17 protein-coding genes are annotated in these 14,349 nt (G+C 62.2%); 10 read left to right on the forward strand and 7 right to left on the reverse strand.

All coding sequences use genetic code 11. The features are described 5' to 3' along the window. From ACX82Z_RS06615 to purC, 3 genes are read right to left on the reverse strand one after another with little or no spacing between them, the layout of a single operon-like run. Positions 1-531, reverse strand: coding sequence for a hypothetical protein (locus ACX82Z_RS06615; protein ID WP_459587411.1), 531 nt, complete (start codon positions 529-531; stop codon positions 1-3). After that, positions 528-770, reverse strand: coding sequence for a phosphoribosylformylglycinamidine synthase subunit PurS (gene purS / locus ACX82Z_RS06620; protein WP_459587413.1), 243 nt, complete (start codon positions 768-770; stop codon positions 528-530). Before purS ends, ACX82Z_RS06615 begins: the two co-directional genes overlap by 4 nt. A 15-nt stretch (positions 771-785) precedes the next feature. Then, the gene (purC, locus tag ACX82Z_RS06625; protein ID WP_459587416.1) at positions 786-1,577 is read right to left on the reverse strand and encodes a phosphoribosylaminoimidazolesuccinocarboxamide synthase; all 792 of its coding nucleotides are present in this window, start codon (positions 1,575-1,577) and stop codon (positions 786-788) included. 247 nt (positions 1,578-1,824) lie between these two features. Here purC and ACX82Z_RS06630 point away from each other — a divergent pair, with 247 nt between their 5' ends. Together ACX82Z_RS06630 and ACX82Z_RS06635 are read left to right on the forward strand one after the other, a co-directional pair. After that, complete coding sequence (locus ACX82Z_RS06630; RefSeq protein ID WP_459587418.1) at positions 1,825-2,142, forward strand: DUF1476 domain-containing protein; 318 nt, start codon at positions 1,825-1,827, stop codon at positions 2,140-2,142. Continuing rightward, positions 2,139-2,900 (forward strand): HpcH/HpaI aldolase family protein, encoded by a 762-nt coding sequence (locus ACX82Z_RS06635; protein ID WP_459587419.1) that lies wholly within the window; start codon positions 2,139-2,141, stop codon positions 2,898-2,900. The genes ACX82Z_RS06630 and ACX82Z_RS06635 overlap by 4 nt, the downstream gene beginning before the upstream one ends. Here the strand turns inward: ACX82Z_RS06635 and ACX82Z_RS06640 are convergent. After that, complete coding sequence (locus tag ACX82Z_RS06640; protein WP_459587421.1) at positions 2,890-3,444, reverse strand: RBBP9/YdeN family alpha/beta hydrolase; 555 nt, start codon at positions 3,442-3,444, stop codon at positions 2,890-2,892. The two genes, ACX82Z_RS06635 and ACX82Z_RS06640, sit on opposite strands and share 11 nt — an antisense overlap. A gap of 153 nt (positions 3,445-3,597) precedes the next feature. Here ACX82Z_RS06640 and ACX82Z_RS06645 point away from each other — a divergent pair, with 153 nt between their 5' ends. Next, complete coding sequence (locus ACX82Z_RS06645; protein WP_459587422.1) at positions 3,598-4,401, forward strand: VOC family protein; 804 nt, start codon at positions 3,598-3,600, stop codon at positions 4,399-4,401. 171 nt (positions 4,402-4,572) lie between these two features. Here ACX82Z_RS06645 and purB read toward each other — a convergent pair whose 3' ends face one another. The 3 genes from purB to ACX82Z_RS06660 are packed head-to-tail and all read right to left on the reverse strand — an operon-like array spanning position 4,573 to position 7,984. After that, a complete protein-coding gene (gene purB, locus ACX82Z_RS06650) occupies positions 4,573-5,874 on the reverse strand; it encodes an adenylosuccinate lyase (RefSeq protein WP_459587424.1) in 1,302 nt (433 codons plus the stop codon). Positions 5,875-5,933: 59 nt separating this feature from the next. Further along, positions 5,934-6,944: a P1 family peptidase gene (locus tag ACX82Z_RS06655; protein ID WP_459587426.1), complete on the reverse strand. Its 1,011-nt coding sequence runs from the start codon at positions 6,942-6,944 to the stop codon at positions 5,934-5,936. Further along, a complete protein-coding gene (locus tag ACX82Z_RS06660) occupies positions 6,944-7,984 on the reverse strand; it encodes an ABC transporter substrate-binding protein (RefSeq protein WP_459587428.1) in 1,041 nt (346 codons plus the stop codon). The genes ACX82Z_RS06655 and ACX82Z_RS06660 overlap by 1 nt, the downstream gene beginning before the upstream one ends. A gap of 109 nt (positions 7,985-8,093) precedes the next feature. Here ACX82Z_RS06660 and ACX82Z_RS06665 point away from each other — a divergent pair, with 109 nt between their 5' ends. From ACX82Z_RS06665 to ACX82Z_RS06695, 7 genes are read left to right on the forward strand one after another with little or no spacing between them, the layout of a single operon-like run. Beyond that, positions 8,094-8,621, forward strand: coding sequence for a flavin reductase (locus ACX82Z_RS06665; protein ID WP_459587430.1), 528 nt, complete (start codon positions 8,094-8,096; stop codon positions 8,619-8,621). A gap of 18 nt (positions 8,622-8,639) precedes the next feature. Beyond that, positions 8,640-9,569 carry an AAA family ATPase gene (locus tag ACX82Z_RS06670; RefSeq protein ID WP_459587432.1) on the forward strand — a complete coding sequence of 310 codons (930 nt, stop codon included), beginning with the start codon at positions 8,640-8,642 and terminating at the stop codon, positions 9,567-9,569. Beyond that, a complete protein-coding gene (locus ACX82Z_RS06675) occupies positions 9,570-10,787 on the forward strand; it encodes a vWA domain-containing protein (RefSeq protein WP_459587434.1) in 1,218 nt (405 codons plus the stop codon). A 35-nt stretch (positions 10,788-10,822) separates the two neighbouring features. Next, positions 10,823-11,155: an XdhC family protein gene (locus ACX82Z_RS06680; protein WP_459911645.1), complete on the forward strand. Its 333-nt coding sequence runs from the start codon at positions 10,823-10,825 to the stop codon at positions 11,153-11,155. A gap of 2 nt (positions 11,156-11,157) precedes the next feature. After that, positions 11,158-11,862, forward strand: coding sequence for an XdhC family protein (locus ACX82Z_RS06685; RefSeq protein ID WP_459911647.1), 705 nt, complete (start codon positions 11,158-11,160; stop codon positions 11,860-11,862). Beyond that, positions 11,859-13,475 carry an NTP transferase domain-containing protein gene (locus ACX82Z_RS06690; protein WP_459587436.1) on the forward strand — a complete coding sequence of 539 codons (1,617 nt, stop codon included), beginning with the start codon at positions 11,859-11,861 and terminating at the stop codon, positions 13,473-13,475. Before ACX82Z_RS06685 ends, ACX82Z_RS06690 begins: the two co-directional genes overlap by 4 nt. After that, entirely contained in the window at positions 13,475-14,341 is an 867-nt protein-coding gene (locus tag ACX82Z_RS06695) for an alpha/beta hydrolase (protein ID WP_459587438.1), read from the forward strand. Before ACX82Z_RS06690 ends, ACX82Z_RS06695 begins: the two co-directional genes overlap by 1 nt. Positions 14,342-14,349 lie beyond the last annotated feature (8 nt).

Raw genomic sequence — 14,349 nt, forward strand, 5'->3', positions numbered from 1 at the left:
TCACCGGAAGATTTGCGGGGCGATGTGCCGATAGGCAAGGTCTCCGACGCGGCGCGCCTCGTCCCGGCTGGCGCCCACGCCGCGCATCAGGAGCAGAATTTCGTCCTGATAGAGCGCATAAGTATTGGAATAGGTGCCTTCGAAAACCTTGACGTCGTTGACGAAGCCGACAGCGCCCTTCAAGTCGGCGATACGCACGCCGTAGCATTCGGCCTCCGTGTCGCGCGCATTCGCTTCGCAGCCTTCCATCATCGTCTGCGTGGTGACGTTTCCGTCGCGAATGCCGGCCTCTGTCGTATCGTCGGCCTCAAGCAACTGAACGTCGATGGCGGTGAAGTCGTCGCATTCGGCGCAGGCGATGACCAGCCGCTCGGCCTCGGCCTGCACGTCCCATTCGGAGGAGGGGAAAGCATCCATATTCACATTGCGCAGATCGTCCGCCGGCATTTGCGCAAACGCAGGCGAACATGCGAGCGCTGCCAGCACCGCGCCCGCCGTCAAGTTCCGCGCATAGCCGATACCTACGCTCATCGAACCTCGACCGCGTAGTTTTCGATGACCGTATTGGCGAGGAGCTTGTCGCACATGGCCCTGAGCTCCGATTCGGCTCTAGCGCGGTCGGCACTGTCCAGCTCGATGTCGAACACCTTGCCCTGCCGAACCTGACCGACGCCATCGAAACCGAGCGCGCCGAGCGCGCCTTCGATCGCCTTGCCCTGAGGGTCGAGAACGCCGTTCTTGAGCGTAACGGTGACGCGCGCTTTGATCACTTCGAACTCCAGAAATTAGTGCGGCTTGCCCTTGCCGTTACCAGTCGAAACCAGAACGGGGCCTGACGGGCGAGGCGGCTCGTTCTCGTTCATGATGCCCAGACGTCGCGCAACTTCCTGATAGGCCTCGACGAGGCCGCCCATGTCGCGGCGGAACCGATCCTTGTCGAGCTTGTCCTGGGTGGACACGTCCCACAGGCGGCACGAATCGGGTGAAATCTCATCCGCGACGACGATGCGCATCATGTCGCCTTCATATAGGCGACCGCATTCGATCTTGAAGTCAACGAGCTGGATACCGACGCCGAGGAACAGCCCGGAAAGGAAGTCGTTGACGCGAATGGCGAGCGCCATGATGTCATCGAGTTCCTGCGGGGCGGCCCAGCCGAACGCCGTGATATGCTCTTCCGAAACCATCGGATCGTCGAGCGCGTCAGCCTTGTAGTAGAATTCGATGATCGAGCGGGGCAGGACGGTGCCTTCCTCGATTCCGAGGCGCTTTGCGAGCGAGCCGGCCGCGACATTGCGCACGACGACTTCGAGCGGAATGATCTCGACTTCCTTGATGAGTTGCTCGCGCATGTTCAGCCGGCGGATGAAATGCGTCGGAATACCCATCTTGTTCAGATGGTTGAAGATGTGTTCGGAAATGCGGTTGTTGAGCACGCCCTTGCCGTCGACGACCTCATGCTTCTTCTTGTTGAAGGCTGTGGCGTCGTCCTTGAAGAACTGGATCAGCGTGCCGGGCTCTGGGCCTTCATAAAGAATCTTGGCCTTACCCTCGTAAATGCGGCGGCGACGGTTCATGGCGGTCTCTGGTCTCGGTGGCCGGAGCGAAAGGGTCCGGCAGCCTTCCGTGTGCAGGAATTGCGCACGGTACTGAACTCGCCCGCTCTCTAGCGCAATAGGCCTCCGCGCTCAATCATGAAAAAAGCCCTGCCCACAAGGGCAGAACCGGCAATTCCACTTCAACCTTCGAACATCGCGTCCCATATTGACCCGACAGCGACCGTCTGGTCTGGTCGCGTAACGCAAGCAGAACGAGGTTTTGTCGATGAGCTTCAAGGATCGTGAAGAAGGTTTCGAGCGCAAATTCGCCCATGACGAGGAACTGAGGTTCCGTGCCATGGCGCGCCGCAACAAGCTGCTTGGCCTGTGGGCGGCCGAAAAGCTGGGCAAGAGCGGCGACGACGCGGATGTCTATGCGCGCGAAGTGGTTGCTTCCGATTTCGAGGAAGCGGGCGATCACGATGTCTTCCGCAAGATCCGCAAGGATTTCGATGCCGGCGGCGTGACGCAGTCGGATCACCAGATCCGGCGCACGATGGAAGAGTTGCTCGCAACTGCCATCAGCCAGATCGAAGCATCGTGAGCCTCGCCGCGCGTCTCAAGGCCGGCGAAGCCATATTCACGGCCTGGTCGGCGATTCCCGACGCGATCACCGTCGAAGCGCTTGCTGCCACGGCATTCGATGCCGTGACGCTCGACATGCAGCATGGCGGCCATCACGAAGACAGCGTGCTGCGCAGCCAATTGCCGATCATCGCGGCGGGAAAGCATCCCGTCGTGCGCATTCCTGTCGGCCGCTTCGACATGGCGAGCCGTGCGCTCGACTTCGGAGCCGAGGCCGTCATCGCACCGATGGTCAACTCGGTCGCGGACGCGCAGGCTTTCGCCGCGGCGATGAAATATCCGCCCATCGGGCAGCGATCGTGGGGTCCCACTTTCGCCATGTCACGACGGCGCGCGCCGGATATGGCTGCGTGGCTTCGGGACGAAAACGACGCGACGCTGGCGTTTGCCATGATCGAGACGAGGCAGGCGCTCGACGTGCTGGACGGTATTCTGGCCGTGCCCGGCATCGATGGCGTTTTCGTCGGTCCCGCCGATTTTTCGATCGCATGGGCCAATGGCGAGACGATCAATCCTTCATTACCTGACATGATGGACACGGTCGGCGAAATCGCCGCGCGAGCAACGGCCGCCGGAAAACTGGCCGCGATCTATGTCGTCGATCCGGCGCTCGGCTCGCGTTTTCGCGGTATGGGCTACCGTTTCCTCGCTATGGGAGCAGAAGCGCGACTGATGACGCTCGGCGCGCAATCGCTTCTCAATGTAGCTAAGGGCTGAGATTTGAGACGAACTTCGCGAAGGTCAACGTGCCCTCCGGCCATGGGCCGTGCCCCGACTCGGCGTTGATGTGGCCCGATTCGCCAGCGTCGATGAAGAGAGAACCCCAGGCGGCCGCGATGTCTTCGGCGACGTTGAAGTCGCAAAACGGATCGTTGCGGCTCGCCACGGTGATCGACGGAAACGGGAGCGGATCGCGCGGGTATGGCCCGAACGTCATCAGATGGCGCGGACGAATATTCGGGTTGGCGACATCGGGCGGTGCGACGAAGAATGCGCCCGCAATCTTGTCCTCGAATTCCGGCACGGCCTGAATGGCTGTCGCGACTCCGAGCGAATGAGCAACCAGTACGACCGGCTTTTCCGCGCGTCGCACTTCCTCGACCAAGCGCTCTTTCCAGTCTTCAAAAACGGGTTTTGACCATTCCGCCTGCTCGACGCGGCGCGCGCTGGACAGCTTCGCCGCCCATCGGGTCTGCCAATGATCGGAGCCCGAATTCATATAACCGGGGATGATGAGAATTTCGGCGTCTTTCGCTTTCATGGCGCGGCATGTAGCCAGCAAGAGGCGATTTCGCAACCGCAGGCGTGTGTTTCTTTTTGTTGAACGAGCTGTCTTTGCGATAGCGATTGCATTGAACGGTGGCGATGGTGATCTTTGATCGCGAATGCGGGTTGCGCCGCACAGGAGATCATCATGACCGAACTGCCATTTTCTGCCACCACGCCTACACATATCGCCAAAGTCGGCCTCAAGGCCCGGGATGCGGAGACGCTTGCTGCGTTTTATCGAAACCTGCTCGGCCTCGATGAAAAGGCGCGCCGCGACGGTACGATTATCCTTGCGGCGGGCGATCGCGAATTGCTGGAAATCGAGAACACACCGTCCGCGAAGCCCGATGATCCGCGCAGCGCCGGCCTGTTTCATACTGCCTTTTTGATGCCGACCCGACGCGATCTTGCGCGCTGGGTCCATCATGCCAGCGAAAGCCGGTTACCGATAAGCGGCGCGTCAGATCATCTTGTCAGCGAGGCGCTTTATCTGAACGATCCCGAAGGAAACGGAATCGAGATCTACGCCGATCGGCCGAAGGAAGACTGGACGCATGAAAATGGCGGGATCGCCATGGCGACGAACCGGCTCGATATCGACAATCTGCTGGGCGAAATCGACCAGGATACGCCTGAATGGAAAACGGCCCCGAACGCTATGGTTGTCGGTCATGTCCATTTGCGGGTGGGCGATCCGCGCGTGGCGGAAGAGTGGTGGCACTCTGAGCTCGACTTCGACACGATGACGAAATACGGCTCACAAGCTGTGTTTCTCGCCTCGGGCGGCTATCACCATCATATCGGTGCGAATACCTGGCAGAGCGCCGGGGCGGGCTTGCGCGATGACGACCGGGCTGGTCTGTCCTTCGTCGAACTCGCTTCGCGTGACCACGCGCCATTTTCAAAGCAAGATCCGTGGGGAACGGAGATTCGCGTCACTTCAGCCTGACCTGCAAAAGAAGAAGTCCGCGTCAGGGGAAACGCGGACTTCTTTATGGAGGTCTTCTCAATCTTGCCGCGCCGGTGAGGGGAGCCGTGCGGCTGTGCATCAAAAATGCACCGTCACCGATTAGGTTCCCACACTTGGCTGGTTTCGCGAATTCACAAGGGTGTGAGCGGTTCAGCCAAAGACGCGTTTGAAGATCGTGTCGACGTGCTTGGTGTGGTAGCCGAGATCGAATTTCTCGCGAATTTCATCTTCCGGCAGCGCCGCGCGCACATCGGTATCCTTGAGCAGTTCCTCGAGGAAATCGGCTCCCTGTTCCCACACCTTCATGGCGTTGCGCTGGACGAGGCGGTAGGCGTCCTCGCGGGACACACCGGCCTGCGTCAGCGCCAGAAGCACGCGCTGGCTCATGACGAGGCCGCGGAACTTGTTCATGTTCTTCAGCATGTTGTCGGGATAAACGACGAGTTTTTCGATCACGCCGGCAAGGCGGTTGAGGGCGAAGTCGAGCGTGATGGTCGTGTCCGGTGCAATCCCGCGCTCGACGCTGGAATGCGAAATATCGCGTTCATGCCAAAGCGCCACGTTTTCAAGCGCGGGCGTCACCGACATGCGCACGAGGCGGGCGAGGCCCGTCAGGTTTTCCGTCAGCACGGGATTGCGCTTGTGCGGCATGGCCGACGAGCCCTTCTGGCCGGGCGAGAAATATTCTTCGGCCTCAAGGACTTCGGTGCGCTGCATGTGACGGATTTCGATCGCGACGTTTTCGATGGACGAGGCGATGACGCCGAGCGTGGCAAAGAACATGGCGTGGCGGTCGCGCGGGATCACCTGCGTCGAGATCGGCTCGGGCGTAAGGCCAAGCTGGGCGCAGACATGCTCCTCCACGAAGGGCTCGATATTGGCGAATGTGCCGACCGCTCCTGAAATCGCGCCCGTGGCGATCTCGGCGCGCGCGGCGACGAGGCGGTCGCGTCCGCGCGCCATTTCGGCATAAAAGCGCGCGAAGGTCAGGCCCATCGTCGTCGGCTCAGCATGGATACCGTGGCTGCGGCCGATGCGAACGTCGTCCTTGTGCTCGAATGCGCGCTTCTTCAGCGCGGCGAGCACGCGATCCATGTCGGCCAGAAGCAGATCGGCAGCGCGGACAAGCTGGATGTTCAAGGTGGTGTCGAGCACGTCCGACGACGTCATGCCCTGATGAATGAAGCGCGAATCCGGTCCAACGAACTCGGCCAGATGGGTCAGGAAGGCGATCACATCATGCTTGGTCTCGCGCTCGATCTCGTCGATGCGCTCGACATCGAATTTTGCTGTGCCGCCTCGTTCCCAGATCGTCTTCGCCGCTTCCTTGGGAATGACACCGATTTCGGCCAACGCGTCGCAGGCATGCGCCTCGATCTCGAACCAGATGCGGAACTTGGTTTCGGGAGACCAGATTGCGACCATTTCGGGCCGCGAATAGCGCGGGATCATCGACATTTCCTGAGTTGGGATGCGGGATGGCCGCTCCCTAACAGACGCAGCCGCTCGGCTCAACGTGCAAAGCGCGCGGACCAGCTCGGCATGAGGTCGCCATCGAACGAGGTAGCTGCATGAACGCCGCGTGCGATGGCGCGTGCCATGGTCGCGGCGGCAGCGGCGTGGAAATCCATTTCTTCCGCCGGATCGAGCGCGCGGCCTGCCGTTCCAGTTGCCATCGAGAACACAAGATCGCCGTCATGCGGCGTGTGCGCGGGCCAGATTGCACGCGCGAAACCGTCATGGGCCGAGACGGCGAGACGCTTCGCGGCCGCCTTGGTAAGGATCGCGTCGGTGGCGATGACCGCAATCGTGGTGTTGGCTCCGTCGAGCGCGTCGCCGAACTTGAGGCGGACGGTTTGCGCATCGCCCGGCATGGACGCGGGCAAACCCAAACCTCCGAATTCGTCGCCGATTTCGAACGGCGCTGCCCAAAAGTGCCTTGTATTGCCGATCGTCGTCGCGCCGACCGGATTGGCCGCGACGAGCGCGCCGATGGTGATGCCGCCCGGCAATACAGTGGAGGCAGAGCCGAGACCGCCTTTAAGACCGGCGGTCAGCGCGCCGAAGCCGGCACCAGCGCTGCCGATCGCGAAATCGGCCGCCGCAGCCTCGACCGCTGCATAACCCATCTCGCGATAAGGCGCATAACGGCCCCAATCCTTGTCGCCGCCATTGATGAGATCGAAGAGGATCGCGGCCGGTACGATGGGCACGATCGCATCGCGCACGGCAAAGCCGACGCCGCGTTCGCGCAACGCTGCCTGCGCGCCGGATGCGGCATCCAGTCCAAAGGCCGAGCCGCCTGACAGGACGAGACCGTTGACGGTCTGAACAGAATTGTGCGGCTCAAGAAGGTCCGTCTCGCGCGTTCCCGGAGCGCCGCCGAGTACTTTGCAGCTTGCGACTGCCGGCTCGTCGGGCAGAACGACCGTTACTCCCGATTTGAGCGCGGCGTCGTGAATATTGCCGACCTTCAGCCCGCCGACATCAGTGATCAGATTGCGCGGGCCGGCCTTGAACATCAGTCCTCGACCGCGACGAAATCGGAACCGTCATAACGATAGACGCGGTAGAGATTGCCTTGCATGTCTCCTTTTGCGTCGAAGGTGACCTGGCCGAGGACCGTTTCGAAGCTGCCGGTGGCAATGGCGTCGGCAAGGTTGCCATCTTGCAAAGTGGCTTCCACCACGATTTCGACGGCCGCCTCGGTCGGCAGGAAATATCCGTGCCGTTCGGCCGATATCTCGCTTTGCTGCGCGGCATCGTCCGCCCATCTCGTCGCGGCGATCATGATGACGCCATCCGGCAGGTCGGTTTCGCCCGGCGCGGCGCGCAGCGCTTCGCCGCCGGCGATTTCGAGGTCGTAGTCGAGGCCTTGCGCGTCGCGCGCAATGATCGCGATGTCCTCGCGGTCACCGCCGACGAAGACGTGTGTTGCGCCGGAACGGCGAAGGCGACCGACAAGACCGATCTGGTTGTCGAGCTGCGGCCGGAACGTATCGACGAAGACCGGCGAGAGGCTGGATTGTTCGGCGGCGTTGCGTATCGCCTCGGCCAGTTCGCGCCCGTAGATCGTACCGTCGTCGATGATCGCGAACAGGGTCTCGCGCCAGTTTTCCACGACGTAGCGCGATGCAGCCTCGTGCTCGCCGGCGGCGCGCGGTCCGAGCCTGAAGACCTGCCAGCCGGTACGCTCGCGTCGGTCTGTCAAACTGTCGGTGCGCACGCCCGTCGCGATGACGGGAATGCCGGCTTGCGTGAGGATCGGCAGGGCCGCTTCGATTGCCGGTGTGCAAAGATATCCCACCACTGCATTTACCTGCGCTTCCACGAAGGCGCGTGCGGAACGCTCGCCGCCTTCGGTGGTGCAGCCATCGTCCTTAACGAGGATGTCGGCTTCAAGCCGTGCGGCAGCGGCCCGCGCGCCAGCTTCCATCTGCGCCGCCAGAAGCGGTGACGTATCGCCGAGCGGCACGGACAAGCCGATCTGGCCCTCGGCGGCGGCTGGCATGGCCACGAGCAGGCTTGCGAAAAGGAGGAAGTTTGCCGGGCCGTGCCGCATGAGCCGTATCGGGTACAGTGAAGGTGCGTTCACAGGTAAAGGGTGGCGGGCAGCCGCGCAACCGGCTAATCGGGTTGTGGCCGCTTGTGAGAAGCAGGCGGCAACCTATATGCGGCGAAACGAAGAAGGGGCGGCGGTGCTCGACAAGCGACAAGTGGATTCGCAGCTTTATCGCGACGCGATGAGCCGTTTCGGCGGCGCGGTTCATATCGTGACGACGGACGGGCCGGCCGGCCGGCGCGGCGTTACGATCATCGCGGGCTGTTCCGTTTCCGACGAGCCGCCGACGGTGCTCGTCTGCCTCAGCCGCGTGAAGCCGGAGAACGACGTCTTCGCCGAGAACGGCGTGTTCGCACTCAATACGCTCGCTGCCGAGCACAAGCCGCTTGCCGACGCTTTTTCGGGCCTGACGAAGCTCACCCAGGAAGAGCGTTTCGCGCTCGGCGAATGGGAGAGCGTTTCGACCGGCGCGCCCGTTTTGACCGGTGCGCTCACATCCTTCGACTGCCGTATCGTCGAGACCAAGGATGTCGCCACGCACCGAATACTTTTCGGTGAAGTGACAGGCATCAGGATCGGCGATAGGCTCCAGCCCCTGATTTATCAGGATCGGCGATATCACATCCTCGAAGCCTGATTTTTCGTCGGAGACATCATGCCGACCAGTGCAAAGCCTTTGCCCGGTTCCATCGACGAGACGCTCGAAATGCTTTCGGGTGCGGGCTATGTCGGTGATCGTGCGCTGGCGACTGTTCTTTTCCTTAGTCTCAAGATGGGACGACCGCTCTTTCTCGAAGGCGAGGCGGGTGTCGGCAAAACCGAGATAGCGAAGGTTCTGGCATCGGCGCTCGGCCGCAGGCTAATCCGGCTGCAATGCTATGAAGGGCTCGACGTTTCCTCCGCCGTCTATGAATGGAATTACGCGGCGCAGATGATCGAAATCCGCATGGAGGAGGCGGCGGGCGAAGTGCGGCGCGACGCGATGGAGCGCAACGTCTTTTCCGAGAAATATCTGGTTCGCCGCCCGGTGCTCGACGCGTTGAGCGGGGAGGCGGGCGCGGCGCCGGTCTTCCTGATCGACGAACTCGACCGCACCGACGAGGCATTTGAGGCGTTCCTGCTGGAAATCCTCTCCGATTTTCAGGTCACAGTTCCCGAGCTTGGCACGATCAAGGCGAAGGAACCGCCGCTCGTCGTCATCACGACCAACCGTACCCGCGAAATCCACGACGCGCTGAAGCGGCGCTGCCTTTACCACTGGGTCGACTATCCCAATGCCGAACGAGAACTGGAAATCGTCGCGCGCAAGGTGCCGCAGGCGAACCAACGCCTTTCGGAAGAAGTCGTCGCCTTCATCCAGCGTCTTCGGCAGATAGATTTGTTCAAGGTGCCGGGCGTGGCGGAGACGATCGACTGGGCAAGCGCGCTGACCGAGCTTGACAAACTGGCGCTCGATCCCGAAACGATCTCGGACACGATCGGGGTGATCCTCAAATATCAGGACGATATCGCCCGCATCTCCGATGGCGAAGGCCGGCGCATTCTTTCCGAGGTGAAGGCGGAACTGGCCGCCGCGGCGGAGTAGATGGGCGCGACCGGCGAAGCGCAGGCCGACGGTCGCATCGCTGACAACATCGTCTATTTCGCGCGCTCGCTTCGTGCGGCCGGCATGCGGGTCGGTCCGGCGGCGGTCAAGGACGCCATCGAAGCCGTGCTTGCTGCGGGCATCGGCACACGCGAGGAATTCTACTGGACGCTCCATGCCGTTCTCGTGAATCGGCGCGAGGATCACGCCACCTTCGATGAGGCGTTCCGGCTTTTCTGGCGTTCGCGCGAACTGGTCGAGAAGATGATCGCGATGTTCTCGCCGGTAGCGCCCGACATGCGCGAACGATCGAAACCGAGACCTGCCGAAAACCGCGCTGCGGAGGCGCTTTTCGGCCGTAACGAGCGACAGACGACGCCGGAAGCGCCGGAGATCGAATTCGACGCGCGGTTTTCCGTCTCCGGGAACGAGGTTCTGCGGGCAATGGATTTCGCGCAGATGAGCGCGAGCGAACTCACTGATGCCCGCAAGACAATCTCGCGCCTTTCTTTGCCTGCCGATCGGATTGCGACGCGGCGCTTCAGACCCGACCCACGCGGTGCGCGCACCGATCCGCGCGCAATGATGCGCCATGCGCTGCGAACGGGCGGCGATCTTGTGTTGCCGCGTTTCAAGTCCGTGCGGACCGTGCATCCGCCTCTCGTCGTGCTCGCCGACATTTCAGGCTCGATGAGCCAGTATTCCCGTATCTTTCTGCATTTTCTTCATACGCTGAGCGAAAAACGGGCCCGTGTTCACACCTTCGTATTCGGCACGCGTCTGACGAACCTGACGCGCCAGATGCGCCAACGCGATCCGGACGAGGCGCTCGCGCAGGCAACGGCGGTCGTAAAGGACTGGTCCGGCGGTACGCGCATCGGCGAAACGCTGCACGAGTTCAACCGGTTTTGGTCGCGCCGTGTGCTGGGGCAGGGCGCGACGGTGCTGCTCATCACGGACGGGCTCGAACGCGATGATACAGTGCTGCTCGCGCGCGAAATGGAGCGTCTTCACAAGTCCTGCCGGCGCTTGATCTGGCTCAATCCCCTGTTGCGGTTCGATGGGTTCGAGCCGCGTGCGCGCGGCGTGCGAGTCATGCTCGACCATGTCGACGAATTTCGCGCGGTCCATTCGCTCGACGCCCTTGGCGATCTCGTCAAGGCGCTGTCGGGCGACGTGAAACGTGGCGGCACCCTTGGCAAGAAGCAGGTCGCGTGACCATATCCAATGCCAAGGAGGATCGTGCGATGACCATGACCGACGATCTGGGACGAAACAGCGATCCGCTGGCGATCGCACAGCTTTGGGCCACAGAAGGCCGCAAGGTCGCCTTGGCGACAGTCGTCGAAACGTGGGGCTCCGCGCCACGTCCGGTTGGTAGCCATCTGGTGATCGACGATGAGGGGAATTTCGAGGGTTCCGTTTCGGGCGGCTGCGTCGAAGGGGCTGTCGTCACCGAAGCTATGGATGTAATCGTCGGCGGTGCGGCCAAGACGCTCGAATTCGGTGTTGCCGACGAAACCGCTTGGCAGGTTGGCCTGTCCTGCGGCGGCCGCATCAAGGTCCATGTCGAGCCGGTTGCTTGATCATGGAAGTCGGTGTCCTGACAACGCTTAACACTGAACGCGCCGCGCGCCGGGCAGTGATCCTGGCAAGCGATTTCGAAAACGCCTCGACGACCCTTTACCGTGAAGCCGACAGGCAGGATGGCGCGCTTGGCGCGGCACTGGCAAGCGCCTTCGATTCCGGCAAATCCGGCCTCGTCGAAGTCGATGGGCGCAATCTGTTCCTCAACGTCCATTTGCCGCCGGCACGGCTCGTCATTATCGGCGCGGTTCATATCAGCCAGGCGCTGGCCCCCATGGCACGGATCGCAGGGTTGGACGTGGAGATCATCGATCCGCGAACCGCCTTTGCGACGCCGGAGCGTTTTCCCGATACGGTTTTGAACGCAGACTGGCCGGAAACGGTTGCTTCCGGGCGACCTTTTGATGCCTTTACCGCGCTGGTAGCGGTGACGCATGACCCAAAAATCGACGATTGGCCGATCGAAGCCGCGCTGCGAGCGGACGCTTTCTATGTCGGGGCGCTCGGCAGCCGTAAGACACATGCGAAGCGGATCGATCGGTTGGCGGAAAAAGGACTTTCGGACGAACAGATCGCGCGCATTCACGCACCTGTCGGATTGCCTATCGGCGCCGCTACCCCCGCGGAGATCGCCGTGGCAGTGCTCGCCGAAGTGATCCAGTCGCTTCGCTCGCGCGGAAAGCGACAGGCGGAGCGCGCAGCGTGAAGTTCGGGCCCGTCGATATCGAGGCGGCCCAAGGCACGATCCTCGCGCACTCCCTTGTCATTGAAGGCAACCGTTTCAGAAAGGCGCATCGCCTTTCGGCTGAGGATGTCAAAACGCTGGCGGCTTCTGGCGTACGTTCGGTCATAGCCGCTCGCCTCGAAGCCGGCGATCTCGATGAGAATCGTGCGGCCGCCGAACTGGCAGCGGCCATGTCGGTGCGCGGCGTGGATATACGCGAGGCTACAACGGGACGCGTCAATATCCATGCGGCGCAACCGGGCGTCTTCGCGGTCGACGAAGCGCGGATCAATGCGCTCAACGCTGTTGACCCGGCGATTACGATCGCGACCTTGCCGCGCTTCGAGCGCGTTCAGGCGGGCCAGATGGTAGCGACCATCAAGATCATTCCATTCGGGGTCGCCGAAACGGCGGTCGCACAAGCTGTCGCGGTCGCGCGATCGGGTGAGGTTTTCGCGGTCGAGGGGTTTCAGGCAGCACGTGTGGGGCTCATTCAGACGACGCTGACCGGCGTGAAGCCGAGCGTTCTCGACAAGACCGCCCGTGTTACAGACGAGCGGCTTGCACGTTCGGGCAGCGAAATCGTTCATGAAGTGCGCGTCCCGCATGACGAACTTGCGCTTGCCGATGCCATCGGAGCAATGTGTTCAAGCTGCGATTTGATGCTGGTCTTCGGCGCATCTGCGGTTTGCGATGCCGATGACATTATACCCGCCGCGATCCGGCGTGCGGGCGGACGTGTCGAGCGCACGGGAATGCCTGTCGATCCCGGTAATTTGCTTGTCCTTGGCGAACTGGATGGCAAAACGGTCATCGGCGCGCCCGGTTGCGCGCGCAGCGCAAAAACGAACGGTTTCGACTGGGTTCTCGACCGGATACTCGCTGGTATCGATGTCACCAAGGACGATATCGCGCGCATGGGCGTCGGAGGACTCTTGATGGAAATCCCGCAGCGGCCGCAGCCACGCGAAACGACCGGCGGGTCGGGCAGGGCGGTCGTTCACGCCGCCATTCTCGCCGCTGGTCGCTCAAGCCGCATGGAAGGGCCGAACAAGCTTTTGGCGGAGTTCGACGGCGTGCCCTTGATCCGGCGGGTCACGGAGGCGGCGTGCAAGGCGCGGGTGGCGCGCGCGCATCTCGTCGTCGGGCACCAACGGGACCGGATCGCCCAGGCGGTCGAAGGGCTGGAAATCGACATCGTCGAGAATCCTGATTACGCGGACGGACTTTCCACCTCGCTGAAGGCCGCGGCACTGGCGATGCCGGCCAAGGCCGACGGCATTCTGGTGGTGCTGGGCGATATGCCCGGCGTCACGGCACAGATTCTCAACCTGATGATCGAGGCTTTCGAGCGATCCGGTGGCTCGGCGATCGTACGCGCCACACATGCGGGCAAGCGCGGCAATCCCGTCCTCCTTCCGCGTGCGCTGTTCGCACAGATCGAGAAGATCGAGGGCGATGTCGGTGCGCGTCACCTCGTCGAGAACTCAGGGCTGCCGGTCGTAGATATCGAACTGGGCGAGGCGGCGAGCCTCGATCTCGACACGCAAGACGCGGTTCGCCAGGCAGGCGGGCGGATCGTGGAGGGCGCGTGATGCGCGTTGCCATGGCATTGGCGATGTTCCTCGCGAGCATCGCACCGGCGGCGGCCGATTTGCTCTCGCCCTTCAAGGATCGGCTTTTCGCGCTTCCCGCAACGCTCGAAACCACCGACAATGGTGCCCGGATCGCGGTCGACTATCGCGAAATGCGCGACATTAATGGGCGCGATGAAATCCCCGAGCGCCGCGCGCACGCCGCTTATGTCGATCTCTCCGTCAGGCGCGCGCAGCGCGATGCGGTGATCGAAACCTCCGCGGGGCCAGTTCGGCATATCGCGGTCGGGCAACCCGATAATGCGCGCCTCATCGTCGTCTATCTGCACGGGCAGGGCGGCAATCGAGGGCAAGGTGCGGACGATTTTTCGTTTGGCGGCAATTTCAACCGCATCAAGAATCTGAGCGCGAAAAACGGCGGGCTTTATCTTTCGCCGGACTTTGCCGATTTCAGTTCGGCAGGGGCGGGGCAGGTGGCGGCCATGTTGGCAACATATGCGGCATTGTCGCCGCAGGCACCCATCTTCGTCGCGTGCGGGTCGGCCGGTGGGGCTATCTGCTGGCAACTGGCACAGAACGAGAGCCTGACGAATCGACTGGGCGGATTTTTGCTTCTCGGATCGCATTGGGACGAGCGCTTTTTGCGAAGCAGCGCCTTTCGGGCACGCGTTCCGGTCTATTTCGGGCACGGCAGCCGCGATCGCGTATTTCCTGTCGAGCGCCAGGAAGCGTTCTTCCGTTCCATTCTTGCCGCTGCCCCAGGCTATCCGGCCAGAATGGTGCGGTTCGAAGAAGGCACCCACGGCACGCCTATCCGTATGACCGATTGGCGCAGTGTCATAAACTGGATGAACGACGCACGATAACCCATCGA

This window comes from Aliihoeflea sp. PC F10.4 (assembly GCF_054612275.1).